Genomic DNA, 25,407 nt, shown 5'->3' with positions numbered 1-25,407 from the left:
CCCATTCTCCCTATATAATGAAACTTCCTTTATAATCGTTCGTCTGATTAAAGAAAGGAGGGTAATTGCATGAAATTTAAATGGAAATTAGCTTGCATAGCATCTATCATCGCAATCTTTTTAGCGGCATGCGGAACAGATTCGGCGACTAACGATCAACCGACTGGTCAAGCGAATGATCCCGAACAATCTGTTGAGGAAAAGGAGCAACAACAGGATTCTGAATTAGAAGCTCCAGAACAACCTGAACACGAAAAACAAGATGATCAAGAAACCGCAAAAGACATGGGTGTCAAAACAAAAAGTGACACACAAAATTACACAATGTCTGTACTGCCAGGATTTACATTGACTGGAGAAGAACCTGGAAAAGATATTGTCTATTCTAACGAAAATGACATGGCATTTATGCGGATTGAAGTGATTGACAATAACGAAAGCGCGTACGATTATGCAGTAGAAAATAGTGCCGCTACACTTGAAGCAGCCAGCAACGGAAAATCTCCCGATGCTTTAACATCTGTTGATCTTCCTGCCGGAGACGGTATAGAGAATGTAAAAGCTATAACGGTTGAGACAGAAACAGGACCTGTGTCTGGTATTGTTTTTAGAAGAGGTAACGCAGTTGTCAAACTGACCATTTTTGATACACTTGAACAAACCTATTTAGAAGACTTCGTTCGTATGGGTGAAACAATTGAACCATAATCAATTACGCCCTGGCGTAATTGCGTCCGGATTTTGAATCGTGCTTAAGGCCAATAGGATGTTGGTCATGCAGGCTGAGTTCCACTATCCGGCAGAAGCTGAATAAAGATACAAAAAGCCAAGCAAATGGTGTTCCATTTGCTTGGCTTTTCATTCATGAAAGGTCTTTTACAGATAACCCTAATTTCCGTAAAAGATCGATTGCATCGTTCTGTTCGTCTTCCGAAAGACCTGACATGAGTGAAACAATATTACTTTGATGCTCCGGAAAAATTGACGTAATGAGTTCCATTCCTTTATCAGTAATGGATACATACGTAACCCGCTTATCTCTTTCGCAAAAAATCCGCTTCAATAATTCCTTCTTTTCAAGCTTATCGACAACATAAGTCATTGAACCGCTTTGCATTAAAATCTTTTGACCAATCTTTTGGATCGGCTGCTCCCCTTTATGATAAAGAAGCTCTAAAACCGCAAATTCAGTCGGGTTTAAACTATGCTTTTCTATTAACTTGTTGGCTTCTTCTAAAATCACTTTGCTAGCACGTGAAAGAACGATAAAAAGCTTTAACGCGCGCTCAGTCTTTTCATCCATAATATTTCATCCACCTTTTGCTTCCCATTTAGGCATTAATAATTATAATCCTAATAGGGACATGATGTCAAAAGGTGTACTTGCCAAGCCTAAACGGTCGATCGTTAAGCAAACATTTTATTATATTCTTGCCCTATGATTTTAGGTGATAATTGGGGGAAAACGAGCGTGAAAACGGTTCCTTTTCCCTCCTCGCTTTCTACAGCAATTTTCCCACCATGTTCTTCTACTGTTTTTTTTACAAAGGGCAACCCTAAACCTGTTCCATCCACCTTTGAAGTGAAGAACGGTGTAAAGATTCGATCGATTTGTTTAGCGCTTATTCCGGCTCCTGTATCACCTATTGTCAATACAAGTTGCTCCTTTTCATTTTCCACAAGTTCTATTGTCAATGTTCCACCGGGCGACATCGCCTCGAGCGAGTTTTTAAACAGGTTTAATAAAACTTGTTTAATTCTATCGCCATTGCCATAAATAATGGACGAGTTTCCAGTAAATTCAACTTGGTCGATCGTTAACCTGTCCTTTATCGTTTGCGGATAAAGGATTTGTATAACATTTGTTAACAATTTTTGCAAAGAAATAGGAGTCTTTTCTTTTTCGGAAGGTTTGGAAAGAACAAGCATTTCACTTAAAATTATTTCCATACGTTCAATTTCACTGTCAATGACCGATAAATACTTTTGCGCTTCATCCCTCGCTGATATTTTTAGCAATTGGACGAATCCCTTTAACGTCGTCATTGGATTCCGAATTTCATGCGCAATGCTTGCCGCAAGCTGTCCGACTGTAGACAATGTACCTAAGTGCGCCAACTGTTGTTCCATATTAATCATTTCAGTACAATCGCATATCCTCACGTAATACATGGCTGTTTCTTTGTCATAATAGGTAAACATATGGTAATATCTTACTTCGCCGGGAGGTATTTCAATTCTGTGTATGCGTTCGTCATAGCCGTTTAAACTAATTTGAGTTTTATATGAATTATCATGTTGGTAAAATTCGGCCAGCACTTCATACGATTGACCAACAAAAAACTCTCTTGGTTTGTTAAAATATTGTAGGTGCTTATTATTGATGTCGCGAATAATTCCTTCTTCATCAACGATCATCACAAAAAAGTCAGCGAAATAAGTGACATTTTCATACGATTTAACGGGTACGTTTTTTAAATTACCGGGATTGTCGAATAAAATATTCACTTTTTGCTTTTCTTCGCTATAAAACAAAATCCCGTTCACACGTTTTTTTTCATGATGATGTAACGTTAAAGTAAATGATACTTCATCAAATGTGTTGCATTTCATGTCAATCGCTTTTTGTATAAAACTTTTTACTTTTTTGTATGATGCATCATCTAAAAGTTCTTCTACATTGTGTAACTGGTCGTTACCAAATGCTATGAGAAACGGGTTATTCGCACATGCTATTGTCCCGTCAAGTTCCAAAACTGCACCCGGACGAATGGTGTCATTCATGACATAAGAAAATTCTTCTTTAAACTTTTCGAACTTCACACGTAATCCTCCTGACCACTATTCAATATGGTACGAAACAATATCTCATGCGGAAAGGTCAAACTTATGCAAATATATGCCTTATTCAAATTATTTCACGTTGACTAGTTTATTTATATAGGTAATTAGCCTTATTTGATGCCAATTGTTTAATGAAAAGAAAAAAAGGAGTTATTCAATGAACATTTTACTAGCTACATTAAATGCGAAGTATATTCATACAAATCTTGCCATTCGCTATTTAAAAGCCTATGCACTGCCTGAATTCACGGCAGAAATTGCTGAATATACCATTAAAGATCCAACCATTAATATTGTCTCTGATATCTATCAAAAAAATCCCGATGTTGTTGGTTTTAGTGTCTATATTTGGAATATCGAAGAAACGATTAAAGTGATTAAAACATTAAAAAAAGTAAAACCAAATACAAAAATAATTGTTGGAGGCCCTGAAGTTACATATGACTACGATTATTGGCTTGACAGGGAACCTGGCATCGATATCGTTGCGATCGGTGAAGGCGAGCGAACGTTTAAACAAATACTTGAAGCGTATGCAGGAATGAGAGACTTTTCAACTATTCAAGGCATCGCCTATAGGGAGCAAGGTCAACTAAAAATAAATGCACCGGGACCGAAATTAGAATTAAAGAATTTGCCTTCTCCATTTCGTTTTGCGGAAGATTTACCCGAATTAGGCAAAAGAGTAACCTATATTGAAACAAGCCGCGGTTGCCCTTTCTCCTGTCAATTTTGTTTATCATCCATCGAAGTTGGCGTCCGTTACTTTAACCGTGAAGCGATTAAAGACGACATTCGTTATTTAATGTCAAATGGCGCTAAAACGCTAAAGTTCGTAGATCGAACATTCAATATTAGCCGAAGCTATGCGATGGAAATGTTTCAATTTTTAATCGACGAGCATCTTCCCGGCACCGTATTTCAATTCGAAATCACCGGGGACATTATGCGGCCTGAAGTCATTCAGTTCCTAAATGAAAATGCACCAGCAGGTCTATTCCGATTCGAAATCGGTGTCCAATCGACCAATGACCTGACGAATGAACTGATCAAACGACGACAAAACTTTGATAAGCTAAGCCGTACAATTACGATGGTCAAAGAAGGCGGAAAAATCGTTCAGCACTTAGACTTAATTGCTGGACTTCCCGAAGAAGATTACGACTCATTCAGAAAAACTTTTAATGATGTTTTTGCGATGCGACCCGAAGAATTGCAGCTCGGATTTTTGAAGTTATTACGGGGCACTGGTTTACGTATTCAGGCCGAACAGTATGGGTATGCCTATATCGACGAGGCGCCGTATGAAATCTTTTCTAATAACGTCCTTTCATTTGATGATTTACTCCGTATTAAACAAACAGAGGACGTATTGGAAAAGTATTGGAATGATAACCGCACGCCAAGAACGATAGAATACCTCGTGTCCGAAGTATTTGAAACACCATTTGATTTTTTCCAACAATTTGGGACGTACTGGGAAAGCCGCGGCTGGTCAAGAATTGGACATCAGCTTGAAGATTTATTCACCCGCCTCCTTGCGTTTTTAAGTGCTGAAAGTCAAGCGGATCTAGATCTCATTCAAAGTCTCATGAAAATTGACTTTTTGGCCCATCAAACATTTAGACCTCGAAAAATTTGGTGGAATGACGAAGTTCCAGTCGAGACATTAGGTGCATTAGAACAGCACTTACTCGACAATCCCAGTCTTTTCGATAGTACAACCTATGTCTTCAATTCACGAAATATACGTAAAAAAACAATCATTACGCCGATCTACGTGAATCCTGACAAATTGAATAAGGAGATTGTCGAAAGAGAAGAAGGTTACTTAGTGACGCTTTATGAACAAGGCCAACAACCGTACTTTTTATTTCTTGAACAAAATGTTCCGGCAACAAACAAGTGACAAAAAAGGGAGCTCCAAATGGAACTCCTTTTTTTATCCAATAATAACCCGTTCTTTCGGAAAATGATAATGTGGTTTATTTGTTTTCCCCCCCAAAGTAAAGAGGAAAGATATTAACCCGACACGCCCGATGAACATCAGGATCATAATAATAACCTTCCCGATTCCAGATAGTTCACTTGTCGCACCAAGGGACATACCACAAGTACCAAAAGCTGAAGTGATCTCAAATAACAAGGCCACAACGGGAATGGAGGGCTCTGTAATGATCATGATAAGTAAGGCGGTCATGACCATGATGCCAGCAAGCAGTATGACGGCGTATGAGCGGAACACATCAATTAGCTTTATTTCCCGATTGAATATTTGAATGACTTCTTTGCCACGTGCAAAGTTGATTAAAAACAAAATCGCAATCGCAAAGGTTGTTGTTCGAATCCCGCCGCCTACAGAACTAGGAGACGCCCCGATGAACATTAATGAACTAATAACAATATCCGTTGCCTCACTAAATTCTGTAACATCATACGTCGTTAACCCTGCCGAACGTGAAGATACAGAATGAAACAAAGCCGTAAAGATTTTTTCATGCCAAGCCATTCCTTTAAACGAATGCATAAATTCTAGTAAATAAATTAGAATGGTACCTAATAAGAGCAACGCACCAAAAGTAATCGTCGTGATTTTCGTGAAAAGTGAAAATCGAAAATGAGGCGTTTTTTTGGAGAAATAACTTTTCACTTCGATCAGCACTGGAAAACCAATTGCTCCAAGGATGATTAAAATCATCGTCACACTTTGAATAAAATAATCATTAAAATAAGGCTGTAAGGAAGCACCGGTAATGTCAAACCCAGCATTCGTCGTCGCCGATACCGCCATAAACATACCATTCAATAACGCTTCACTAAATGTCTCGTAAAAACGCATAATATAAAACGTCAAAAGTAAGCCGCCAAGCAGTTCAATTAAAAATATAAGTTGAACAATCTGTCGGATTAAGTGTACGAGCCCTGCCAGCGTATTTTGGTTGTGATCCACCATAATGAGCTGCCGTTCCCGCAAACCGATTCGTTTTTTAACGAGCAACCAGAAATATGTCCCAATCGACATAATGCCGATTCCGCCAATTTGTAAAACGATCATCAACATAATGAGACCAAAAACAGTATAGGTTTCTCCAAGATCAATTGGGGTTAAGCCCGTTACACTTACGGCACTCACCGCAGTGAATAGACTGTCGATAAATCGCACTTCGACACCCGATTGATACACCCCAGGCAAGTTTAATAATAAGAAGGAAAATGCAATCGCAAGAAAATAATAAAAGACAATAACTTGCGCGGGTGTAAAATTATAAATCTGTTCCCGTGTCAGTCGGAATCGTTTCATTCGTTTCATCTGGCCTCTATCCTTTCGCAATACGAAGGTGTAGTCCTATTGTAGAGAATTCGATCTGAAAATGAAAGAAATTACCGTATGGATGAAAAAAATTTGCGAATAACCCGGATTGACGTAAAAAATGAGCCGTGCTAAGCACGGCTCATTTTTTACGATTCTTTCTAGCACCTGTTAAGTATCCGTTCAACGCGATTGCAACAAGGACAACCCAGAAAGTCGTTTTCCATAATGTAGAATGCGGGAAATCCGGATTGATAATTTGTAAAGTTGGATGCGCCAAAGTTAAGACAAGAAGCTTCACACCAACCCAACCAACGATCAAGAAAGCAGCTGTTTCCAAACTAGGATATTTTTCTAAAAGGGTAACAAATTGGCGCGCTGCAAAACGCATAATAACGAGACCAATAATTCCCCCTAATAGCATGACCGTGAATTGTCCCCCGTTTATACCCCCAACGTGGAAATCTCCTAATTCTGGCAACGTAACAGCTAGCGCCACCGCTGCGAGCATGGAGTCGAGTGCAAAAGCAATATCCGCCAATTCAACTTTCAATACGGTCATCCAAAAACCTGATTGCTTCTTATTTTTCGCCTCATGAGAGTCTTCATGCCCTTGTTTCCGCTGATCCCAAATATTTTTTATAGAAATGAATAATAGATAAGCGGCACCAAGTGCTTGGATTTGCCAAATATTCACTAAAAAAGTAATCATAAACAAAGCGATAAAGCGGAATACAAACGCTCCAAATAATCCGTAAAAAAGTGCTTTCTTTTGCTGCGGTTTAGGCAAATGTTTGACCATAACAGCCATAACAACCGCATTATCTGCCGCTAGCAATCCTTCTAATACAATAAGTACAACAAGTACCCATGCATATTCCAACAAAATTGTTTCCAAAAAAAGATTCCTCCTCATATGTGCAAATTAAAAGACCCTCACCTAATAAAAGGCAAAGGTCTCGCTAAGTCGGAATTTTCATTGAAAAGTCCAGCTATCATAACCGATGGCAATGCCATGTATTGACGACTATGAAATAGGTTTCCCTATAGCTACTCCCCTTTGACAACTGTCAAAAGTTATTAAGTTTTGGGTACTTACGGTTTTTATTATAACACGCTGGGAGAGTTTGTAAAATAATTGACTTTTTTAACAACCCCAACGTAATCCAATACCCAAAAGTGATAGCGAAAGACGAGCCTACCACTACTATAAGCTTTATGTTGGACAATTATGCATGCATTATAAAAGACTATATAATTGGATTTCCGGATGCTTATCGTGAAACCAACGCATCGCAAAATCATTTTCAAACAAGAAAACAAAATTGTCATATCGATCTTTTACTAACATGGCGCGCTGGCCTGCCATTGACTCTTTCACATTTTGCTCATTTTCAATCCAACGAGCTACTTTAGAACCGATGTGCTCCATACGCACTTCTACGTTATATTCGTTTTTCATACGATGCTCAAAAACTTCAAATTGTAGCTGCCCTACCGCTCCAAGCAGAACTTCTTCTGTATGAAGTGTGCGGTAGTATTGAATAGCCCCTTCCTGCACGAGCTGCAAAATTCCTTTATGGAAATGCTTGGATTTCATCACGTTCTTTGCAGTAACACGAACGAAAAGTTCCGGCGTAAATTGCGGCAAAGCGTCAAATTGGAAAGAAGATTTCCCGCCAATGACAGTATCACCGATTTGGTAGTTCCCTGTATCATGTAATCCGATAATGTCACCAGCAACTGCCTCATTCACCGTTTCACGATCGTCTGCTAAAAACTGTGTCGTTTGCGTAAGCTTAAACGTTTTTGAAATTCGTGGAACAGTGACAGTCATTCCACGTTCAAAAGCACCGGACACGATCCGAACAAATGCAATTCTGTCCCGATGCATCGGATTCATATTCGCTTGGATTTTAAAGATAAAACCGGAAAATTCATCTGAATATGGGCTGACCGCCTCTTCCTCTTTCGTTGAACGCGGTTGCGGTGGCGGCGCGAATTGTAAGAAAGTTTCTAAAAAAGTTTGAACACCGAAGTTCGTTAATGCACTGCCAAAAAAGACGGGTGTTAATTCACCTTTGGCAACACGTTCCTCGTCAAATTCATTTCCTGCTTCGTTTAATAAAAGAACATCTTCTAACGCCTGCTCATAATAAGAGGTTTCGGTCATTGCATGCGGATGTTTTAATTCGCCTTCCTCATCCAACTCCAAAAATCGTTCTTCCGCGTCGTAGCGCGCTTGTTCAATTCGATGATTAAAGCGGTCATAGACACCTAGAAACTCTTTCCCCATACCAATCGGCCAGTTCATCGCATACGATTCGATGCCAAGCACTTCCTCTAGCTCTTCCATCAATTCCAAAGGTTCCTTCCCTTGGCGATCCATTTTGTTCATAAACGTGAAGATTGGAATCCCGCGCATACGACATACTTTAAATAATTTAATCGTTTGCGGTTCGATCCCTTTCCCGGAGTCGACCATCATCACAGCAGCGTCTACTGCCATTAACGTCCGATACGTGTCCTCACTAAAATCTTCGTGTCCAGGTGTATCTAAAATATTTACACGTTTGCCGTCATAATCAAATTGCATAACCGAAGAGGTAACTGAAATTCCGCGTTGCTTTTCGATTTCCATCCAGTCAGATGTCGCAAATTTTCCTGTTTTCTTCCCTTTAACAGTTCCAGCATCTCTAATCGCACCACCGAAATAAAGAAGCTTTTCTGTCATTGTTGTCTTTCCCGCGTCAGGGTGAGAAATAATTGCGAATGTTCGTCTTGAAGCGATTTCTTCCTGTATCGATTTATCCATATTCAAAATCTCCTTCTTTTAGCTTTTTTTATCATAGATAGAAGCGCGGATGATTTCAACATTTTTCATTGAAAAAGGCAAAAAAATAAACCTACTCGTCTGATTACTGTTAGGTTTGGTGCATAGAATTTGCCCTATACTTTATAAATTGAAAAAACACTAAAATTGCTTCGGCGAAATCGACATAAAGAAATCCCCCACCTAATCAGGTGAGGGAGTATCTAAATTCTAAATAGGTTTAAACATTGTTTAAAGGGAACTTCCACAAGCAGCTCGATTCGACAGTATTCTTTTCTAAATATACTGTTCCTCAATACCATCCTAATAACTACTGGATTGGCCAATTTAACTAACCTTTCCAAGTGCATCAATAACACCCGCATGGACACCTTCATGCCAAGCAATGAATTGAACGATATCATCTATGTTACCGATCGTCATGATATCGTCCCCAATAACTAATGGTTCTGCCGCATCTCCTACCATTTTACCCTCTAAAAAATTCGGGATTCTATTGAGTTGGTCACGAATTGCCGCTAGTAACACATCGCTTGTCGGCGCATCATCTCCCCAGTCCCCTGGGCTCGTTCCATCTATAAAGAACGGAATCCATTCAGGGTGTACAACTTCATACGATGGTAAAGCTTGTTGGATAAGAGTTTCCATCGTTACGTAAATATGGCCTACATGCCATCGAATATTATTATTAAATTCTCCAGGTAGAACATCCCACTTGGCATCTTCAATCCGTTTAACTCGCCCTATCGTATGCATACGTGCTAGTCTTAGTTGTTGTATAGTTGCGATTAGAATCCTCTCCTCTTGATTTAAGTACGCTATCCCTCGTGACACGAAATTACTCATTCGTAGCACGATGAGCCAAAAAAATATAAGTATAACGCCTGCTAAAACACAGTCCTCAGCAATAGACGTATCCAATGACCTATCATAGATTGTTTTAATCAGAATTGCAATAATTACACCGCACAATAATAATTTCAAAATAAGTCCTACTATTGAAAGTACTGAGGCGATTCGTTTGTCTTATTTTGTCTGATTGAATGGTCAGAAAATGCTACTCCACCTGCACAAATCGATCGTCATGATTGAAGTCTTGTAGAACATGGAACATGCATCGCTTAGGGCGAAGGAAATCCTTGTTATTAAATATGCGCAACTTGTTTAAAATAGAACACATTACATTTCACCCAAATTCCAACAAAGCAGAGATTTTCCACGATATAATTCAACGGCATCCGGGTAATAAGAACGAATAGATGCGGACAACTTAGTGACATTGGTTCGAAACACAAAAAAACAGTCCCTAGGCATCCGGCCTAATAGGACTGTTTTGGAGAAAAACCGTTGTTCCGACGGTCTTTCCAAGGGTTTGGCACCCAATGATTCCGACTGGGCTCGAACCAGCGACCTCCACCCTGTCAAGGTGGCGCTCTCCCAGCTGAGCTACGGAATCGGGAGAAATTTTAACGTTGCGCTCTCTTAAGCACAAATCTTATTATAGCTTGTTTAAAATAGAAGTCAATACATTTTCATATTTTTTTAGTTATGAAATAAGAAATGCTTTCACCCGTCACAAAATGGTCACTTTTTTAAGTGATGCCGTCCTTTACCCGTGGCATAGTATTGAATGAATTGATAAAAGAACAGCTAATTCACGATGCATTAGCTGTTCTTTTATCAAATACTATTTATTGTGTCACTCAAAACTTTCATCGTTATCATCAAAATAAAGGAAATGTTCTTCTTCAAGTTCCGTAAGTCGCTCTTTATTGATCCCGTGCGCTAAGTCCCCTTCAAAAATTGCTTCCCACCAAGTTTCTGTTGTTGTCATGTCCATTCCCTCCTTGGATTCTTTGTTGTATATGCTCTTACTTCCCCTTAGATGGTATAATATGAAACGTAAAAACGTGAAAAGGATTCATAAGACCTACCAGTAAAGGAGCTTGTGCATGAAAAAGATTTCTTTGGCAATTGTCGGAACCGGAATTATTGGCGAAAAAATCATTAACCAATTACAACACCATGAGCAGGTAGAGATTATTGCACTGTTCGATCAAAATAACGAACGACTGTTAGAAATTGCGAATACATATCAATTATTTGCGGCATCCTCCTATGAAGAAGTTTTACAGTTAAAACCAGACTGGGTTTACATTGGCACGCCACCGATTACACATGCTTCACTTAGCCTCCAAGCAATTGCCGAAGGACTAAATGTTTTATGTGAAAAACCATTAGCACATGATGTAGAAGATAGTGAACATATGGTAAAAGCGGCGACAAAGAGCGGAGCTTTAAATGCGATGCATTTTCCGCTTATGTACAGTCCAACTGTTCGACACTTCATGAAGCTCATCGAAAAAAAGACGATTGGTGAGCCGATTCGAATCGAACTTCAGGCATATTTTACAGATTGGCCCCGTGCCTGGCAGCAAAATTCATGGATCGCTTCCAGAGAGCAAGGTGGCTTTATCCGAGAAGTTTTCCCGCATTTTTTACAACTTATGTATAGAATGTTCGGGCGACTTACGATCCGGCAACATCAGACGATTTTTCCCGATGATGAAACCCTTGCAGAAACAAGTGTCATGGCACTTGGCGAAACAGTAACTAATATTCCTTTCCTTTTGAATGGTTTAGCTGGCATTGGACAGCAAGAAGATCTGTCTCTGATAGTATATGGAACCGAAGGCGTTCTAAAACTGTGTAATTGGTCGGAACTTAGCATGGCTCAAAAAAACAGTCCTTTTGAAATATTGACTTCTTTCGATCCAGTCCCTTCAATTATTGACGAATGTATCCTAGCGCTTTCTCATCAAGAGGCAATGCTCGTTCATTTTGAAGAAGGGTTGGAAGTACAAAGGTTAATTAACCAACTTTTACATAATTAGCGAGGCGGTATGAATATGAAAAAATTATTTGATGAAAAACGTACGATTGATTTAATGAAGAAACTTGTTGAGATCCCAAGTCCATCCGGATATACCGAAAAAGTGATGAAGTATATCGGCGATCTATTGGATGAATTCGGTGTTTCTTATAGAAATACAAACAAAGGTGCGATCATCGCAACGATTGCCGGCAACGATCAGACACGACATCGACTGCTCACGGCACATGTAGACACACTTGGCGCCATGGTGAAAGAAATTAAGCAAGATGGGCGATTGAAGCTGACGATGGTGGGAGGCTATAATTGGGATTCTGTTGAAGGTGAATATTGCACCATCCATACAGCATGTGGTAAAGAAGTCCGCGGAACGATTTTGATGCACCAAACTTCTGTCCATGTTTATAAAAATGCCGGAAAAGCAGAGCGTAATGAAAAAAATATTGAAGTCCGTCTAGATGCTAAAGTGAAAAGCGAAGCAGAAACGCGTAAATTCGGCATTGAGATTGGTGATTTCGTTTCCTTTGATCCGCGATTTGAAGTAACGGATACAGGATTTATCAAATCCCGACACTTAGATGATAAAGCAAGCACAGCTTTACTATTAGAACTCATCCGCTCTTTAACCGAAGGACAAACGGTTTTGCCATACACAACACATTTTTATATATCCAATAATGAGGAAATTGGCTTTGGCGGGAATTCCAATATCCCTGAAGAAACAGTAGAATATATTGCGGTTGATATGGGAGCACTTGGAGATGGACAGGCGTCGGATGAATATACAGTATCTATTTGCGCCAAAGATTCAAGTGGACCTTACCATTACAGGTTGACCCATCATTTAAAAAATCTTTGTGTAGAAGAAAACATCCCTTTTAAATTGGACATTTATCCGTATTACGGCTCCGATGCTTCCGCTGCAATCCGCGCCGGATTTGACGTTAAGCATGCATTATTCGGTCCCGGCATTGAGTCATCCCACGCTTTAGAGCGTACGCATCTTGATTCTTTACAAGCAACGTCCCATCTATTATGGGCTTATGTTACATCAGCCATGACAGATTAAATGGAGGAAACTTATGGAAACCAAACAACTATTGGCAGTATTGCCTGTAAAAAAAATATACGGTACACTCCCCACGGTGGTAACAGATATTGCTGTTGATTCACGAGCGGTAAACGCCGGTGGTGCTTTTGTCTGTATTGAAGGATACACGGTTGATGGACATCAATTTGTTGGAAAGGCAATTGAAAATGGTGCACGTGTCATTGTTGCCTCAAAGCCTGTTGACGTAGATGAAGAAAGAGTCGCTGTCATACTTGTTCCCGATACATCACGGGCAATTGGACAATTAGCGGCAAAATTTTATCAGTATCCAGCCAAAAAAATGACGATGATCGGTGTTACAGGTACAAATGGAAAAACGAGCGTCAGCGGGATCATCCATGCCATCTTGCGTCAATCTGGTGAGCGTTCCGCTTTAACCGGTACTATTGGCTTTGATTTGGATGGTACCTTCTATGAAACAGAGAATACAACAGCCGATGTATTAACGACTCAACAAATGATTGCAAGAGCAGTTAATGAAGATTGCACCACAATGACAATGGAAGTATCTTCTCATGGTTTAGTTGAAGGAAGACTTGCTGGTACAGAATTTGATATTGCCGTTTTCACCAATCTATCCCATGATCATCTTGACTTTCACGGAACAATGGAAAATTACGGACACGCGAAAGGACTTCTATTTGCCCAACTGGGACAAGATTTAAGTCAAAGTAAGTTTGCCGTTATGAATGCAGATGACAAATGGTGCGACCATTTCATGCACATGACAGCTTATCCGATCCTCACTTACGGTATTCATAGCGAGGCAATGTTTCAAGCATCGGAAATTGAGCTGAAACCAGACGGTACATCGTATACACTTGACTGTCCAGATGGAATCTTTTCAGTGTCAATGGATCTGATTGGAGAATTTAGTGTTTATAATTCACTTGCTGCGATTGCGGCACTCTATGCAAAGGGGATGAGTGTTGAAACGGCGATTGGTCACTTGGAAAAAATCCCCGCAATCAAAGGAAGAATGGAAAAAATACCTACCGTTTTACCGATTACATTGTATGTAGACTACGCACATTCTCCGGATGCGATCGAAAAAGCCATTGGTGCGGTGCTTCCATACAAAAAACCCGATCAAAAATTAATCTTTTTAATCGGAACAGGCGGCAATCGTGATCGGAAGAAACGCCCTATCATGGCAGAAAAAGCTTCGATCGCCGATTATGTCATCTTAACAACGGATGACCCAAGAGATGAGCCATATGAATCGATTCTTTCCGAGTTGGCTGCAGGCATGAAGCATAAAGCGTATGCCTGTATTGAGGATCGCGCCGAAGCCGTTCGACACGCTATTTCGATTGCGAGCGAAAACGATCTCATTATATTTGCCGGCAAAGGACATGAAGATTTTCAAATTATCGGCAATGTCAAATACCCGCATTCAGATGCTGCAATTGCATTAGAAGAAGCCGAAAAAAAATTTGGCAGTGGCCTTGTTGAAAAACCATTAAATAATTAAATACGAGCAGTTCTGTCATTTAGATCCGACAGAACTGCTTTTTTCGTTTTATCTTTGATAATTTCGTAAACCTAATATTCATAAAAAAATCCCTTCGCAATTAACGAAGGGATTGCGTCATGTTATTAGGAAATGACCGCTGATTTTTCATTGTTATTGTCTTTATTTCTTGCAAGCCATTGAATGGTGAAGAGTACTGCAAACGAAAGAAGACCGACAATATCCGTAATCGTTTCTGGAATAATTAACAACAGTCCCGTCGCAACGATAATTGGTCTTTCAAACCAATTACATTTACGGTACCAATAGCCGATCATCCCTGCGCCAATGGCTACCATCCCGATAACTGCTGTGATGACAACCCAAATGATCTCTAGAATGGATGCATCGATCATTAGCATCGCCGGATTGAAAATGAACATATATGGAATGATAAATGCCGCAATCGCAAGTTTGGAAGAAGTGACACCGGTTTTAATCGGATCTCCACCTGAAATCCCGGAAGCAGCAAACGCCGCAAGGGCAACGGGCGGTGTAATGTCCGCAATAATTCCAAAGTAGAACACGAATAAGTGTGCAGATATTGCAACTACGATCGGAACCGTTGCATCCGGCGGGCTATCCAACATTAACAGTGTAATAATTGCCGGAGCAGCAATTGTTGAGGTGATGACATAGTTTGCAGTTGTCGGTGAACCCATTCCAAGAACGAGTGCCGCCAACATCGTAAACATTAATGTCAGTAAAATATTGCCGCCAGCTGCTGTTACTAAACCCGTTGCAAGACTTAACCCTAAACCTGTCTTCACGACGACACCAACGATAATTCCTGCACATGCAGTAGCAGCCGCAACAGCAAGCGCTGTGCGCGCACCGTCAACAAGTGCTTCAATCATATCCTTAATACCAAGTCGTGTTGACTTATCAAACGAACTAACGATGATGGTTAAGACAATTCCATATAACGCGGCTCTCATTGTTGGGATACCAATTAGTAAAAAGATAATAATTCCTAAAATCGGAAGCAATAAATAAATTTTCTTCAATGTTGCCTTCCGATCCGGAATTTGATCTTCTGTCATCCCTTTTAGGCCAACACGTTTTGCTTCAAAGTGTGTCATAATCCAAATACCTGTAAAGTAAAGAATAGCTGGAATGGTAGCTGCTTTCGCAATCGTCCAGTAGTCAATTCCGCCGATAAATTCAACCATTAAAAATGCAGCAGCTCCCATAATTGGCGGCATAATTTGACCGCCCGTTGAAGCAGCCGCTTCAACGCCGCCAGCAAACTCTTTGCGATAACCAAGCTTTTTCATCATCGGAATCGTATACGAACCAGATCCAACAACGTTCGCCACCGAGCTGCCTGAAATAGTCCCCTGCAGTGCACTGGAGAAAATGGCTACTTTTGCAGGTCCGCCGACTAAACGTCCCGCTAAAACAACCGCAAGATCATTAAAGTATGAGCCGACACCTGTTTTCACAAGAAATGCACCAAAAAGCAAAAAGACAAAAATGAACGTTGCAGATACACTAATCGGTGTTCCCAAAATACCATCCGTCGTAAAAAACATGAGTTGAACGACACTTTTTAAATCTTGCCCGCGGTGCGCAAGAAATCCTGGGAAATATGGGCCGTAAAATGCATAAACTAAAAATGCACTTGAAATAATAACGATTGGAATTCCAACCGCACGTCTAGTCGCTTCCAATGTAAGCAAAATTGCAATAATACCTACCGTTAGATCAAGCGGCGTCATTCTGCCAACCCGCAAGACAAGCTGATCGATTAAGATCGGCCAATAAAGCCCGACACCTACTGCCAGCAGAGCCAAAATCATGTCATAGATTGGCACCTTGTCTCTTCTCTTCTTAATTCTTCTACTTGCCGGGAACAAAAGAAAAATAAGTGCCAACGCAAATCCTAAGTGAATTGATCTTTGAATATAGGCCGTAAATTGCGTGCCTATGGATGTGTATAATTGAAAAATTGAGAACGCAAGTAAACCAAAAAAGACAATTTTCTTAAAGATACCGCTTACATTTCTTGTGTTGGATTCGGGATCATACTTTTGAAGAATTTCTAGCTGCTCTTCCTCCGAAAGCATTCGAAATTCCTCATCATGAATCTGGGCATCCATTTTTTGCTTTTCATCCTTAGCCATTCAAGTTAACTCCCTTCAGCATTTGATAAAAAGAAAGTCTTTGAATATGAAACTTGTAAGATTTTCCCCTTATTAAATGTTGCTTTAAATCTATTTCATCCCCAAGATAACGGAAAGCCAATTCCGCATCGATATCCCCGATAAAAAGGACAAATGAATCGATCATATTTTCATCATATGTGAGCGTATAAAGACCATTTTCTATTGTAAGCGTCTCGCCCTCTTCTGCGTAACTTGGTAAACCGATTGCAACATCTTCATACTGCATCGATAACAGCCCAATTTGAAGATCTTCCATTACTTCGTATGTCTCAATAACATCCGTCAAATGGATCGAATGTACGTATCGAATTTGAAACGTCTGCTCCTTAGATATTGGAACAAAATAACGCATTGGATTTTCTGACCGTTGTTCCGTAAAAATAAATGCCTTTTTCCAAGGTATGTAAAAAGTTACTGCGAGAAAACTCACTAAAAGAATAAGCGGTATTATTTTTTTCCTTCTCATCCGCTTCTTCCTTTCCACACGAATTGAACAAAGGTTACATCAAAATGACTTATAGAATGAAAGAATGGGACGGCAAAAGCCTTTCGCTTTCCCGCCCCGACTTAACAATGTTACTTATTGAACTTCGTCAAAATATTTTTGTGCACCTGGGTGTACTGGAATTCCAACACCGTCTAGACCTGTCTCAGCTTTGATAAGTTTTCCTTTAGCATGTTGAATTTTGGAAGCATTGTCATAAATAGCTTTTGTAATTTCATATGCTAAATCTTCCGGAATGTCGTTTTGAATAACAAGCATTGCACCTACAGAAACAGCTGGTGTATCTTCAGCCAAGCCATACGTGCCTGCTGGAATCATTTCTTTTGCGTAGTAAGGATATTTCGCAATCAGTTCATCTGCTTTCTCATCCACAACAGGAACAACGAAAACTTTATGTGTTGCGTTAAGCCCTTCAACAGCACCAGTTGGCGTTCCAGCAGTAATGAAAGCGGCATCAATTTGCCCTGACTGCAAGCTTTCTTGAGATTCACCAAAGTCTAGATTTTGCGGTTTAATATCGTCCATTGTTAAGCCATGAATTTCAAGTAACTGCTCTGCGTTGGCATACGTACCTGATCCTGGTGCACCAACTGACACTTTTTTACCTTTTAAATCTTCAAAACTTTTAATACCACTTTTATCAAGTGTTACTAATTGAACCGTTTCAGGATAGAGTGCACCCAGCGCTGAAACATCGTCAATTACCTCTCCATCAAACATCAATTCCCCTTTTGATGCATAATAAGCGATATCAGTTTGTACGAAAGCGATTTCAGCCTCGCCGTCTTTTAGTGCCGTCATATTAGCAGCAGATGCTTGTGATACTTCTGCTGTCGTTTTAACACCCGTTTCATCAGTGATGAAATCTGCAAACGAGCCGCCAAGTGGGTAATAAGTTCCTTGCGTCCCACCCGTTAAAATACTTAAAAATTTATAGTCGTGCGCTTGTTTCTCTTCAGCGTTTGAATCTGTGTCTGTTTCATCATTGCTTCCGTTTGTACTACCGCCGCCTGAATTACATGCGGACAGAACAAGGACTGCAATGAGCGCGATGAAAGCAAGAAATTGAAACTTCTTTTTCTTCATAAAAACGCCTCCCTTTTACTATTTACTTTGAGAAAATACCAAACTCTCTTTCATTCTATCATGAACATTCAGTACTTTGTCAATACACAGTGTAACATGAATCACTTGAAAATTAGTGAGTTTGTCCTAAAAAACCTTTATGTACATGGCACTAACATAGAAAAAGAGTAGTCGAAAATTACTTCAACTACTCTTTCATCAATGACTATTCATTTCTGCACAAACCCTCCCTTAATTTACATGCAATTAAGTTTGAGCACCTTTCACATTCGTTTCTGGCATTGTTTCGTCGGGGGCAATATCATCGAAAGTTTCTCCCGCCTCCTCAAGGTCCCGAGTTCTATGCGCAATTCGTGATGAGGCACATGCAGCGACACTTGCAACTAAATCATCGAGGAACGTATGAACACCATTCCCTTTTTTCGTATCAAGGTCATTGATGATGCCAATTTTATTTTTATCTAAATGGCCAAAAGTTGTGACCGCTATGGAACCATATGTAAAAACAGCTCCAAGCGCAATTGTTTCATCTACCCCAAAAAGTCCTTCATCCGCCACAACAATTTGTTGTAACGGTTCGGAGAGCATCCCTTTTTCCGCCAATTCATCTAGTTCAATACCGACGAGGATGGCATGCTGCAGTTCTCGCTTTTTTAATACACCTTTGACGGATTCTAAACAATGGGCCATTTTAAGCCCTTCATTGTATGGTAATTGCATTTCATAAACAATTTTCGCAATACTTTCAAGTGTCACACCCCGGCGCAATAATGCTTCATGCGTTGCTTGTGCAACATCTTTAGAATGAACAACCTTTCTCTTGTTAAACAATTTCTCAACCCCTTTTGTCTTCTCACTCTGATGTAATCTTATTATACCTATTTTAGTGCGCTATGATACAATTTCAATACATGAACTTCTTAGGGAGGATTTATAAATGAACTACGGAAAAATCGAAGATATTTCTCTTTATAGTAAAGAGCTTCAAGAAGAAATGCAGCTATTAATTCATTTACCGCATAATTACTCTCCACTTTATAAATATTCCGTACTGATTGCGTCCGATGGTAAGGATTATTTTCAATTTGGCCGCATCGGTCGCGTTGTTGATGAACTTTTGCATGAAGAAAAAATTGAAAATGTCATTGTCGTTGGTGTTCCTTATAAAAGTGTGAAAGAGCGCAGACAAATGTATCACCCCGACAGTGAAAGACACGAAGCATACATGCGGTTCCTGGCACATGAGCTCGTGCCGTATATTGATCAGAACTACCCAACCTATCAAATTGGCGCAGGCAGAGCATTAATTGGTGATTCATTGGCGGCAACGATTTCACTTCTCACAGCATTAAAATACCCTAATATATTCGGAAAAGCACTTTTACATTCCCCATATGTAAATGAGAATGTACTTTCTTCCGTAGAAGCCGCAAATGATCCTTCCCTTTTTTCAATTTATCACGTGATCGGTACTGGAGAAACAGAAGTGAATACACAACTAGATGGTATCCAAGACTTTTTAACGCCAAACCGTTCATTAAAGGATTTGATTAAAAGAAAAGGTTTTTTATACTTTTATGAAGAATTTGAGGGTGACCATACGTGGAAACATTGGCAGCCTGATGTCCGTCGTGCCATTGAATTAGTTTACGGTCACTAATCCAGTCGAAACAGACATTTCAGTCAAATATTCTGGTATAATTGAAAATAGTTAGTCTATTTAAATTCCAAGGAGGTCTTTCAACATGAAATATGGCATTGTAGCGTTCCCATCCAAAAAGCTTCAAGATCTTGCAAATGCGTATCGTAAACGTTATGACCCGCATTATGCACTAATTACTCCCCATATGACGATTAAAGGTGCTTTTGAGGCAAATGATCAGGAAATTGAAGAAGTAGCAAAAGCAATTTACGAGGTGACAAAGAAACACAAACCTTTTGAATTAAAAGTTTCAAAAGTGAGTACATTTGCACCTATTACGAATGCAATTTACTTTAAAGCTGTACCGAACGAGGAACTCATTTCATTGCATAAAGATCTAAACCATAATTTCTTTGGGAATGAACCCGATTTTTCTTTTGTTCCCCATATTACAGTTGCTCAAAAACTATCCTCTGGGGAACATGACGATATTATCGGACAGTTAAAAATGACGGGTGTAGATCATAGCGAAATGATTGATCGTTTACATCTTCTCTATCAACTTGAAGACGGTTCCTGGACAGTGTATGAAACATTCCGACTAGGCGGAGACAGCTAAACAATGAACTTTACGATTCGAATTGTTGCAAATGATGTAGAGCGCGAAGATGCTTTTAGTGTGCGAAGAAAAGTTTTTGTAGAAGAACAACGGGTACCACATCATTTGGAGTTGGACGAATACGATGATTTAGCGATACATTTTGTCGTCTATTCCGATCAAACGCCAATCGGGGCAGGTAGACTCCGTGAAACGAGCAATGGGATTGGCAAAGTAGAGCGCGTATGCATTTTAAAAGAATTTCGCGGAAATCGACTTGGTAATCTAGTCATGGATGCATTAGAAAAGCATGCGAAAATGTCAAACTATGAGAAAATCGTTCTAAATGCGCAAGTAAGTGCAATTCCTTTCTATGAAAAACTTGGTTACACGATTACTTCCCCGGAATTTATGGATGCCGATATTCCACACCGTGCAATGGAAAAAAAATTAACTGATTAAGAAAAGGTCCACTTTGCTTAGCATCGCAGAGTGGACCTTTTCTATTTTCAAAATTGCATTGCCAGTGGTCAACGCGTATCACGTGGGGCGATTGTTCGATAACACATTGCGGGCGTGTTTAGCTATTTCTGATGAAAGGTGGGCCGGATTTGGAAAGATCAGTCCTTTTTTCGCCATTGGCATTTTAACAAAAACAGGATGATCTTGCTTTGTTGAATCCTGATATAAATGGGAAGCCGTTTTTACGTTAGAAACTTTTTCAATATCCGCGTACTCATGCCTCTTTATAAGCATTACGTTTGCATAGTGCTCATATCGATAAGATCGAACAGGTAGTACATACCCCATTTTTCCCACCTCCAGAAAAAACCTCTCTACATCTATACCCTTTATCCTATGATACTAAACTAGCTTTCAGATTTATTCAACTAGTTTTACAACATATCTTGAATATCTTTAATATTCACTGCTTTACCATCCGCAAGAATGGAACGGATTAGTTCATCTTCCGTTTGTTGAGGTACTTCTTTTTTAGCAAGCTTTCCTACCTTACGGATAATTTTCCGTAATTGTCGCTCGTCACTGAAATCCGCAAATTGAATAGCGTTCGCCAGGGCGAATACTTCTTCCATCGGGACACCCGTTTTTGATTCGATTTTCCGGAAAAATGAATCATTCATCTATGATCGATCCCCCCTTCTTAGACACAAAAGCTACGTCCTACAATAATAAGCAAGATAAAGAGAACAACGATTAGGACGAATGTAGAACCACCATAATTAGCTCCTCTTTCTGGACCAACTCCGTAACCACCACAAGGATTGCACCATCCGTACATAAAAACCCCTCCTTTCCTTTTCCCCATATACTATGCGGGCGTTTCAAAAAAGGATGGGGCAAATGCACATTTTTTTCTGCCCACACAAAAACGGCTCCCGCTTAGAAGCCGTCCGTCCTTCTATTATGCTTTTCCTTCTGATTTAAAAATTAATGAAGCGATAAAACCAAATAAAATCGCAGCACTAATTCCAGAGCTTGTCACTTCGAACATCCCAGTCAACACGCCAATAATTCCATGTTTTTCCGCCTCTGCCATCGCTCCATGTGTTAATGCATTACCAAATGACGTAATTGGAATGGTCGCACCAGCTCCTGCGAAATCAATTAACGGTTCATACATTCCGAATCCATCTAATATGGAGCCGATGACGACTAACGTACATAGCGTATGTGCCGGCGTTAATTTTGCAACGTCGAACATTAGTTGTCCGACCACACAAATAAGTCCACCGACGATAAATGCAGTGATAAAAATGGACATATTTAAACACTCATTTCATTGATAACTCAACCGCATGTGCAATACACGGAATCGTATCTTTTTGTTGGAATGACAATGGAGATAATAATGCCCCGGTCGCAATGAGTAGTACTCTTTTATAGTTGCCTGCCATCATTTTTCCAAACACATCCGAAAAATAGACGGCTGAAGAACATCCCGCACCGCTAGCGCCAGCTAAAAAGGTTGGATCTTCGCCGTAAAACTCTACGCCGGCATCACGAAAGCTGTCATTTGCTTGAAACCCTTTATTTTCGATTAATGTTTTATATAATGTAAACCCTGTTTTTCCAAGGTCTCCTGTCATAATACAATCATAATCTTCAATTTTCGTTTGAAAGCCTTGTAAATGCCGTACAAAAGTATCCGCTGCAGCTGGTGCCATTGCCGCGCCCATATTCAACGGATCTGTCATGCCTAAATCATTGACAATTCCAATTGTCGCCTTTTCAATGGATGGATACCCTTGCTGATATGGCGTTACCGCCGCTGCACCGGCTGCTGTGACAGTCCATTGTGCGGTTTCCGGTTTTTGTGCACCATATTCAACTGGATTTCGAAATTGCCTTTCAACAGACATATGTTGGCTTGCTGCACCGGCGATGGCACAGTTAGACATCCCAACTTCCGTCAAAAGTGCCGCTGTGATAAGTGATGATATGGATGTTGCACATGCTGAAAAAAGGCCGATATACGGAATGCCTAGTGCAGAAGCTGTAAAATTAGACGGTGTCATTTGATTGACCAAATCGCCGATTAGGAGAAAATCTGCTTTTGATGGATTACTGTCAAGTTTGTTTAAAGCAATTTTACATGCATCATCCATCATTTTAGCATTCGCATGTTCATTTGTACCGAGACCGCATCGTTCATCATCATACACTTTATCAAACTGATCGAAGAAAGGACTTTTCTTTTCAAGTGGTCCTACTGTTACACCGGTCGCCATAATCGATGGAGTTGTCTTAAAAGTTAAAAGGCCGCGTCCTACCATGAGATAACCCCAAATTTGACAAGAATTGTTTTAATAAGTGCCACGACAAATGCAGAAAACACCCCGAATAAAATAACGGACCCAGCTAATTTGAACATATTACTGCCGACACCAAGCACATAGCCTTCGGATCGATGTTCGATCGCCGCTGAAACAACGGCGTTGCCAAATCCGGTGATCGGAACTGCACTCCCTGCACCGCCAAATTGTCCAATTTTCTTGTATTGGCCAAATCCAGTTAATAACATGGCAATGAAAATCAGCGTTGCCACTGTTGGATTGCTTGACGTCCGTTCCGTGAAATCAAAATAAGTCATATAAAAGAGCGACACAAATTGTCCAATTAAACAAATTGTTCCACCCGTGATAAAGGCGGTCACGATATTCCGTAAATACGGTGTTTTCGGAGAAGTTTGTTGCTCCAACTTTGCGTACTTGTTTTCATTCATTACGTCTCTTCCTTTAATAAAGATTTCAACTGGTCAATTTTTTTACCCATGTCTTTTTCATTTTTTCGAATTAACTTGTCCAATACGATGGTCATTTTCCTGTCTGCTGAAACAGTTACGGTTAAATCCGGATAACTTTTTTCTAGTTTCTTTTTGATTTCCTTTTCTATTTTTTTCTTATGGAACCTTGAAAAAGTATCGACATCAATCCCGACAAGCAAATCTTTTTCATGAAATAGAATTACCGCAGAAGTCAGTCGTTGATCTTTCTTAAGTATTTCTTCTGCCTTGGAAGCATCCGCTGAATCGTTATGGATCCGGATTCCATGATTGGAACAGCCGGAAAGCAAAACAAGCATGAGCAGTAATAATAGTACCTTCCGGATAAGCATCCCCTCCATTTTTCTAAGTATGTCTTTCTCGTATAAACTTTATTCATCCTTAGTCCGTGTGCCCTTACATATTAGACGCCTTTGCATACTGTATTAGAGATATAAAAAAAGGAGGTGGTATGTATGGGATGTTGTCGAAATGAACATGAACACGATTCCCGTCATCACGGTAACTGTATTTGTGAAGTTTTGCGCGCCATCAAACGTATTCAAGACGTTCGGGATGATTTCGACTGCGACGATTGTAATAATGACTGTTTCCTAGCGCCAATCGGTTCAGTAAGACCAACGCAAAACCGAGCTAACACACGTGTATTTATGCTGTTGGATAAAGAAGGAAATCCGTTTAAAGCATTTTTCAGACGCAGACTTGGCGGCGCAGAGATTTGTGGCTTCTCAGTCTTTTTCAGGGTTCAAAAAGTATTCGATAATTGCTGCGCAACACTAGAAGTGCTTGCACCATTTGATGGTGATACACTTGTAGACCTTTTCCCGGATAATGTGCTCGATATGGATGCATTATGCGATGTTAATCGATTTGTTCAAACAAGAAATTGTATTACAGTTGACTTAAAATGCTTCTGTGGCGTCCAATGTATCCGAGATGTCCATCTTCGATGCGAAGAAGACTAAAAACTAGAAACTGCAATGCTGCAATTAGGGGTCGTCTTAAATCGTTTTAAACGACAAAAGACGCCCCTTTTTATAATGGGCGTCCATCATGCCAATCATTCGTTTTCCCTGACTGAATGGTTTTATCTTATAATTTAATCCCCTTCAAACGGTGTACCGCGCCAAAAAATTTCTTCAATTGTACCAATGTCTATTGCTACAAGTTCTTGCTCTTCTCCCTCTAACAAAATGAATAATGTCTCTTCTTCCATTTTTTCAATTGTACCTATTAATTTTTCCTCATCCAGCACGAATTCCAACGGCCGATAAACTTGCCGTGAAAAAGGTGTAGACAAAGTGTGGATTTTCCGGATCAGATCGGGGTTCACCACACCATTTTTTAGTTGTGGCTTCTCTTTTTCCTCTTCCAGTTCCTCAAATTGCATTTCAGTTACAACTTCTTCCCCCTCTTCTAAAGAGGATTCCTGCACTCTGCCGGAAAATGTAAAAACTGACGTGCTTTCTTCATCTTTAACGGTTAGTTTCATATAGACCGGCGGCGTTTTAACAAACAGTAACGGTTCATGACGTAAAATGATGAGCACATCCTTTTTCATTTAGTATATGCGCCCAATTTCTTTCATGTTCCGTAGAAA

The 25,407-nt window shown here is 39.9% G+C and carries 28 protein-coding genes and 1 tRNA gene; 9 read left to right on the top strand and 20 right to left on the bottom strand.

The genetic code is table 11. The annotated features are described in order from the left end of the window. Window positions 1-69: 69 nt before the first annotated feature. Window positions 70-708 carry a hypothetical protein gene (locus AU377_RS11910; RefSeq protein ID WP_067407988.1) on the top strand — a complete coding sequence of 213 codons (639 nt, stop codon included), beginning with the start codon at window positions 70-72 and terminating at the stop codon, window positions 706-708. Window positions 709-862: 154 nt separating this feature from the next. Here AU377_RS11910 and AU377_RS11905 read toward each other — a convergent pair whose 3' ends face one another. After that, on the bottom strand, window positions 863-1,306 hold the full coding sequence (locus tag AU377_RS11905; RefSeq protein ID WP_305809687.1) for a MarR family winged helix-turn-helix transcriptional regulator: 444 nt from the start codon (window positions 1,304-1,306) through the stop codon (window positions 863-865). A 101-nt stretch (window positions 1,307-1,407) separates the two neighbouring features. After that, on the bottom strand, window positions 1,408-2,823 hold the full coding sequence (locus tag AU377_RS11900) for an ATP-binding protein (protein ID WP_067407986.1): 1,416 nt from the start codon (window positions 2,821-2,823) through the stop codon (window positions 1,408-1,410). A gap of 178 nt (window positions 2,824-3,001) precedes the next feature. On the opposite strand from AU377_RS11900, the gene AU377_RS11895 reads away from it, so the two are divergent. Beyond that, a complete protein-coding gene (locus tag AU377_RS11895) occupies window positions 3,002-4,753 on the top strand; it encodes a B12-binding domain-containing radical SAM protein (RefSeq protein ID WP_067407985.1) in 1,752 nt (583 codons plus the stop codon). 33 nt (window positions 4,754-4,786) lie between these two features. Here AU377_RS11895 and AU377_RS11890 read toward each other — a convergent pair whose 3' ends face one another. From AU377_RS11890 to AU377_RS15850, 6 genes are all read right to left on the bottom strand, one after another. Then, a complete protein-coding gene (locus AU377_RS11890; protein ID WP_305809686.1) occupies window positions 4,787-6,154 on the bottom strand; it encodes a TrkH family potassium uptake protein in 1,368 nt (455 codons plus the stop codon). 142 nt (window positions 6,155-6,296) lie between these two features. After that, a complete protein-coding gene (locus AU377_RS11885; protein WP_067407984.1) occupies window positions 6,297-7,052 on the bottom strand; it encodes a TerC family protein in 756 nt (251 codons plus the stop codon). Window positions 7,053-7,394: 342 nt separating this feature from the next. Continuing rightward, complete coding sequence (locus tag AU377_RS11880) at window positions 7,395-8,969, bottom strand: peptide chain release factor 3 (protein WP_067407983.1); 1,575 nt, start codon at window positions 8,967-8,969, stop codon at window positions 7,395-7,397. Window positions 8,970-9,314: 345 nt separating this feature from the next. Next, a complete protein-coding gene (locus AU377_RS11875; RefSeq protein WP_082732033.1) occupies window positions 9,315-9,971 on the bottom strand; it encodes a DinB family protein in 657 nt (218 codons plus the stop codon). Window positions 9,972-10,370: 399 nt separating this feature from the next. Next, a tRNA-Val gene (locus AU377_RS11870) sits at window positions 10,371-10,443 on the bottom strand. Between the two features lie 243 nt (window positions 10,444-10,686). Then, the gene (locus AU377_RS15850; protein ID WP_256381699.1) at window positions 10,687-10,821 is read right to left on the bottom strand and encodes a hypothetical protein; all 135 of its coding nucleotides are present in this window, start codon (window positions 10,819-10,821) and stop codon (window positions 10,687-10,689) included. Window positions 10,822-10,939: 118 nt separating this feature from the next. On the opposite strand from AU377_RS15850, the gene AU377_RS11865 reads away from it, so the two are divergent. From AU377_RS11865 to AU377_RS11855, 3 genes are read left to right on the top strand one after another with little or no spacing between them, the layout of a single operon-like run. Continuing rightward, the gene (locus AU377_RS11865; protein WP_067407982.1) at window positions 10,940-11,881 is read left to right on the top strand and encodes a Gfo/Idh/MocA family protein; all 942 of its coding nucleotides are present in this window, start codon (window positions 10,940-10,942) and stop codon (window positions 11,879-11,881) included. 15 nt (window positions 11,882-11,896) lie between these two features. Continuing rightward, entirely contained in the window at window positions 11,897-12,949 is a 1,053-nt protein-coding gene (locus tag AU377_RS11860) for a M42 family metallopeptidase (RefSeq protein ID WP_067407981.1), read from the top strand. A gap of 13 nt (window positions 12,950-12,962) precedes the next feature. Beyond that, window positions 12,963-14,465 (top strand): UDP-N-acetylmuramoyl-L-alanyl-D-glutamate--2,6-diaminopimelate ligase, encoded by a 1,503-nt coding sequence (locus AU377_RS11855; RefSeq protein ID WP_067407980.1) that lies wholly within the window; start codon window positions 12,963-12,965, stop codon window positions 14,463-14,465. 125 nt (window positions 14,466-14,590) lie between these two features. Here the strand turns inward: AU377_RS11855 and AU377_RS11850 are convergent, their stop codons facing one another. The 4 genes from AU377_RS11850 to AU377_RS11835 all read right to left on the bottom strand — a co-directional run bounded on the left by AU377_RS11850 (window position 14,591) and on the right by AU377_RS11835 (window position 19,094). Next, on the bottom strand, window positions 14,591-16,630 hold the full coding sequence (locus AU377_RS11850) for a TRAP transporter permease (RefSeq protein WP_067407979.1): 2,040 nt from the start codon (window positions 16,628-16,630) through the stop codon (window positions 14,591-14,593). Next, window positions 16,623-17,138 (bottom strand): DUF1850 domain-containing protein, encoded by a 516-nt coding sequence (locus AU377_RS11845; protein ID WP_067407978.1) that lies wholly within the window; start codon window positions 17,136-17,138, stop codon window positions 16,623-16,625. Before AU377_RS11845 ends, AU377_RS11850 begins: the two co-directional genes overlap by 8 nt. Before the next feature lie 114 nt (window positions 17,139-17,252). Then, the gene (locus AU377_RS11840) at window positions 17,253-18,263 is read right to left on the bottom strand and encodes a TAXI family TRAP transporter solute-binding subunit (RefSeq protein ID WP_067407977.1); all 1,011 of its coding nucleotides are present in this window, start codon (window positions 18,261-18,263) and stop codon (window positions 17,253-17,255) included. A 246-nt stretch (window positions 18,264-18,509) separates the two neighbouring features. Beyond that, a complete protein-coding gene (locus AU377_RS11835; protein WP_067407976.1) occupies window positions 18,510-19,094 on the bottom strand; it encodes a phosphatidylglycerophosphatase A in 585 nt (194 codons plus the stop codon). A 106-nt stretch (window positions 19,095-19,200) separates the two neighbouring features. On the opposite strand from AU377_RS11835, the gene AU377_RS11830 reads away from it, so the two are divergent. From AU377_RS11830 to AU377_RS11820, 3 genes are all read left to right on the top strand, one after another. Further along, window positions 19,201-19,923 (top strand): esterase family protein, encoded by a 723-nt coding sequence (locus AU377_RS11830; RefSeq protein WP_067407975.1) that lies wholly within the window; start codon window positions 19,201-19,203, stop codon window positions 19,921-19,923. Between the two features lie 85 nt (window positions 19,924-20,008). Then, entirely contained in the window at window positions 20,009-20,524 is a 516-nt protein-coding gene (locus AU377_RS11825) for a YjcG family protein (RefSeq protein WP_067407974.1), read from the top strand. 3 nt (window positions 20,525-20,527) lie between these two features. Further along, window positions 20,528-20,965, top strand: coding sequence for a GNAT family N-acetyltransferase (locus tag AU377_RS11820; protein WP_067407973.1), 438 nt, complete (start codon window positions 20,528-20,530; stop codon window positions 20,963-20,965). A 78-nt stretch (window positions 20,966-21,043) separates the two neighbouring features. Here AU377_RS11820 and AU377_RS11815 read toward each other — a convergent pair whose 3' ends face one another. From AU377_RS11815 to AU377_RS11790, 7 genes are all read right to left on the bottom strand, one after another. After that, window positions 21,044-21,313: a hypothetical protein gene (locus tag AU377_RS11815; RefSeq protein ID WP_067407972.1), complete on the bottom strand. Its 270-nt coding sequence runs from the start codon at window positions 21,311-21,313 to the stop codon at window positions 21,044-21,046. An 86-nt stretch (window positions 21,314-21,399) separates the two neighbouring features. Beyond that, a complete protein-coding gene (locus AU377_RS11810) occupies window positions 21,400-21,645 on the bottom strand; it encodes a stage VI sporulation protein F (RefSeq protein ID WP_067407971.1) in 246 nt (81 codons plus the stop codon). Between the two features lie 20 nt (window positions 21,646-21,665). Continuing rightward, window positions 21,666-21,803 (bottom strand): YjcZ family sporulation protein, encoded by a 138-nt coding sequence (locus tag AU377_RS15360; RefSeq protein ID WP_082732032.1) that lies wholly within the window; start codon window positions 21,801-21,803, stop codon window positions 21,666-21,668. A gap of 123 nt (window positions 21,804-21,926) precedes the next feature. Continuing rightward, window positions 21,927-22,286 carry a stage V sporulation protein AE gene (gene spoVAE, locus AU377_RS11805; protein WP_067407970.1) on the bottom strand — a complete coding sequence of 120 codons (360 nt, stop codon included), beginning with the start codon at window positions 22,284-22,286 and terminating at the stop codon, window positions 21,927-21,929. A gap of 10 nt (window positions 22,287-22,296) precedes the next feature. Beyond that, complete coding sequence (locus tag AU377_RS11800; protein WP_067407969.1) at window positions 22,297-23,298, bottom strand: stage V sporulation protein AD; 1,002 nt, start codon at window positions 23,296-23,298, stop codon at window positions 22,297-22,299. Then, window positions 23,292-23,747, bottom strand: a complete 456-nt coding sequence (gene spoVAC / locus AU377_RS11795) for a stage V sporulation protein AC (protein WP_067407968.1) — start codon at window positions 23,745-23,747, stop codon at window positions 23,292-23,294. Before spoVAC ends, AU377_RS11800 begins: the two co-directional genes overlap by 7 nt. Continuing rightward, the gene (locus tag AU377_RS11790; protein WP_067407967.1) at window positions 23,747-24,139 is read right to left on the bottom strand and encodes a YhcN/YlaJ family sporulation lipoprotein; all 393 of its coding nucleotides are present in this window, start codon (window positions 24,137-24,139) and stop codon (window positions 23,747-23,749) included. Before AU377_RS11790 ends, spoVAC begins: the two co-directional genes overlap by 1 nt. 123 nt (window positions 24,140-24,262) lie before the next feature. Between AU377_RS11790 and AU377_RS11785 the strand changes: the two genes are divergently transcribed. Continuing rightward, window positions 24,263-24,772 (top strand): CotY/CotZ family spore coat protein, encoded by a 510-nt coding sequence (locus AU377_RS11785; RefSeq protein ID WP_067407966.1) that lies wholly within the window; start codon window positions 24,263-24,265, stop codon window positions 24,770-24,772. Window positions 24,773-24,906: 134 nt separating this feature from the next. Here AU377_RS11785 and AU377_RS11780 read toward each other — a convergent pair whose 3' ends face one another. Beyond that, the gene (locus AU377_RS11780; RefSeq protein WP_067407965.1) at window positions 24,907-25,368 is read right to left on the bottom strand and encodes a hypothetical protein; all 462 of its coding nucleotides are present in this window, start codon (window positions 25,366-25,368) and stop codon (window positions 24,907-24,909) included. Window positions 25,369-25,407: the final 39 nt, after the last annotated feature.

The sequence above is a fragment of the Sporosarcina sp. HYO08 genome (assembly GCF_001563475.1).
Lineage (GTDB): Bacteria > Bacillota > Bacilli > Bacillales_A > Planococcaceae > Sporosarcina.
The sequence above is the reverse complement of the archived record's forward strand: the minus strand, read 5'-3'. Positions and strand labels throughout refer to the sequence as shown.

Bases quoted from the DNA above. Each gene is read 5' to 3' on its own strand.
- AU377_RS15360 (WP_082732032.1), bottom strand. From the start codon at position 21,803: ATGTACGGATGGTGCAATCCTTGTGGTGGTTACGGAGTTGGTCCAGAA.
- AU377_RS11830 (WP_067407975.1), top strand. From the start codon at position 19,201: ATGAACTACGGAAAAATCGAAGATATTTCTCTTTATAGTAAAGAGCTT.
- AU377_RS11855 (WP_067407980.1), top strand. From the start codon at position 12,963: ATGGAAACCAAACAACTATTGGCAGTATTGCCTGTAAAAAAAATATAC.
- spoVAC (WP_067407968.1), bottom strand. From the start codon at position 23,747: ATGAATGAAAACAAGTACGCAAAGTTGGAGCAACAAACTTCTCCGAAA.
- AU377_RS11815 (WP_067407972.1), bottom strand. From the start codon at position 21,313: ATGGGGTATGTACTACCTGTTCGATCTTATCGATATGAGCACTATGCA.
- AU377_RS11865 (WP_067407982.1), top strand. From the start codon at position 10,940: ATGAAAAAGATTTCTTTGGCAATTGTCGGAACCGGAATTATTGGCGAA.
- AU377_RS11825 (WP_067407974.1), top strand. From the start codon at position 20,009: ATGAAATATGGCATTGTAGCGTTCCCATCCAAAAAGCTTCAAGATCTT.
- AU377_RS11790 (WP_067407967.1), bottom strand. From the start codon at position 24,139: ATGCTTATCCGGAAGGTACTATTATTACTGCTCATGCTTGTTTTGCTT.
- spoVAE (WP_067407970.1), bottom strand. From the start codon at position 22,286: ATGTCCATTTTTATCACTGCATTTATCGTCGGTGGACTTATTTGTGTG.
- AU377_RS11820 (WP_067407973.1), top strand. From the start codon at position 20,528: ATGAACTTTACGATTCGAATTGTTGCAAATGATGTAGAGCGCGAAGAT.
- AU377_RS11890 (WP_305809686.1), bottom strand. From the start codon at position 6,154: ATGAAACGAATGAAACGATTCCGACTGACACGGGAACAGATTTATAAT.
- AU377_RS11910 (WP_067407988.1), top strand. From the start codon at position 70: ATGAAATTTAAATGGAAATTAGCTTGCATAGCATCTATCATCGCAATC.
- AU377_RS11800 (WP_067407969.1), bottom strand. From the start codon at position 23,298: ATGGTAGGACGCGGCCTTTTAACTTTTAAGACAACTCCATCGATTATG.
- AU377_RS11860 (WP_067407981.1), top strand. From the start codon at position 11,897: ATGAAAAAATTATTTGATGAAAAACGTACGATTGATTTAATGAAGAAA.
- AU377_RS11895 (WP_067407985.1), top strand. From the start codon at position 3,002: ATGAACATTTTACTAGCTACATTAAATGCGAAGTATATTCATACAAAT.
- AU377_RS11785 (WP_067407966.1), top strand. From the start codon at position 24,263: ATGGGATGTTGTCGAAATGAACATGAACACGATTCCCGTCATCACGGT.
- AU377_RS11845 (WP_067407978.1), bottom strand. From the start codon at position 17,138: ATGAGAAGGAAAAAAATAATACCGCTTATTCTTTTAGTGAGTTTTCTC.
- AU377_RS11780 (WP_067407965.1), bottom strand. From the start codon at position 25,368: ATGAAAAAGGATGTGCTCATCATTTTACGTCATGAACCGTTACTGTTT.
- AU377_RS15850 (WP_256381699.1), bottom strand. From the start codon at position 10,821: ATGACAACAACAGAAACTTGGTGGGAAGCAATTTTTGAAGGGGACTTA.
- AU377_RS11880 (WP_067407983.1), bottom strand. From the start codon at position 8,969: ATGGATAAATCGATACAGGAAGAAATCGCTTCAAGACGAACATTCGCA.
- AU377_RS11810 (WP_067407971.1), bottom strand. From the start codon at position 21,645: ATGAATGATTCATTTTTCCGGAAAATCGAATCAAAAACGGGTGTCCCG.
- AU377_RS11850 (WP_067407979.1), bottom strand. From the start codon at position 16,630: ATGGCTAAGGATGAAAAGCAAAAAATGGATGCCCAGATTCATGATGAG.
- AU377_RS11840 (WP_067407977.1), bottom strand. From the start codon at position 18,263: ATGAAGAAAAAGAAGTTTCAATTTCTTGCTTTCATCGCGCTCATTGCA.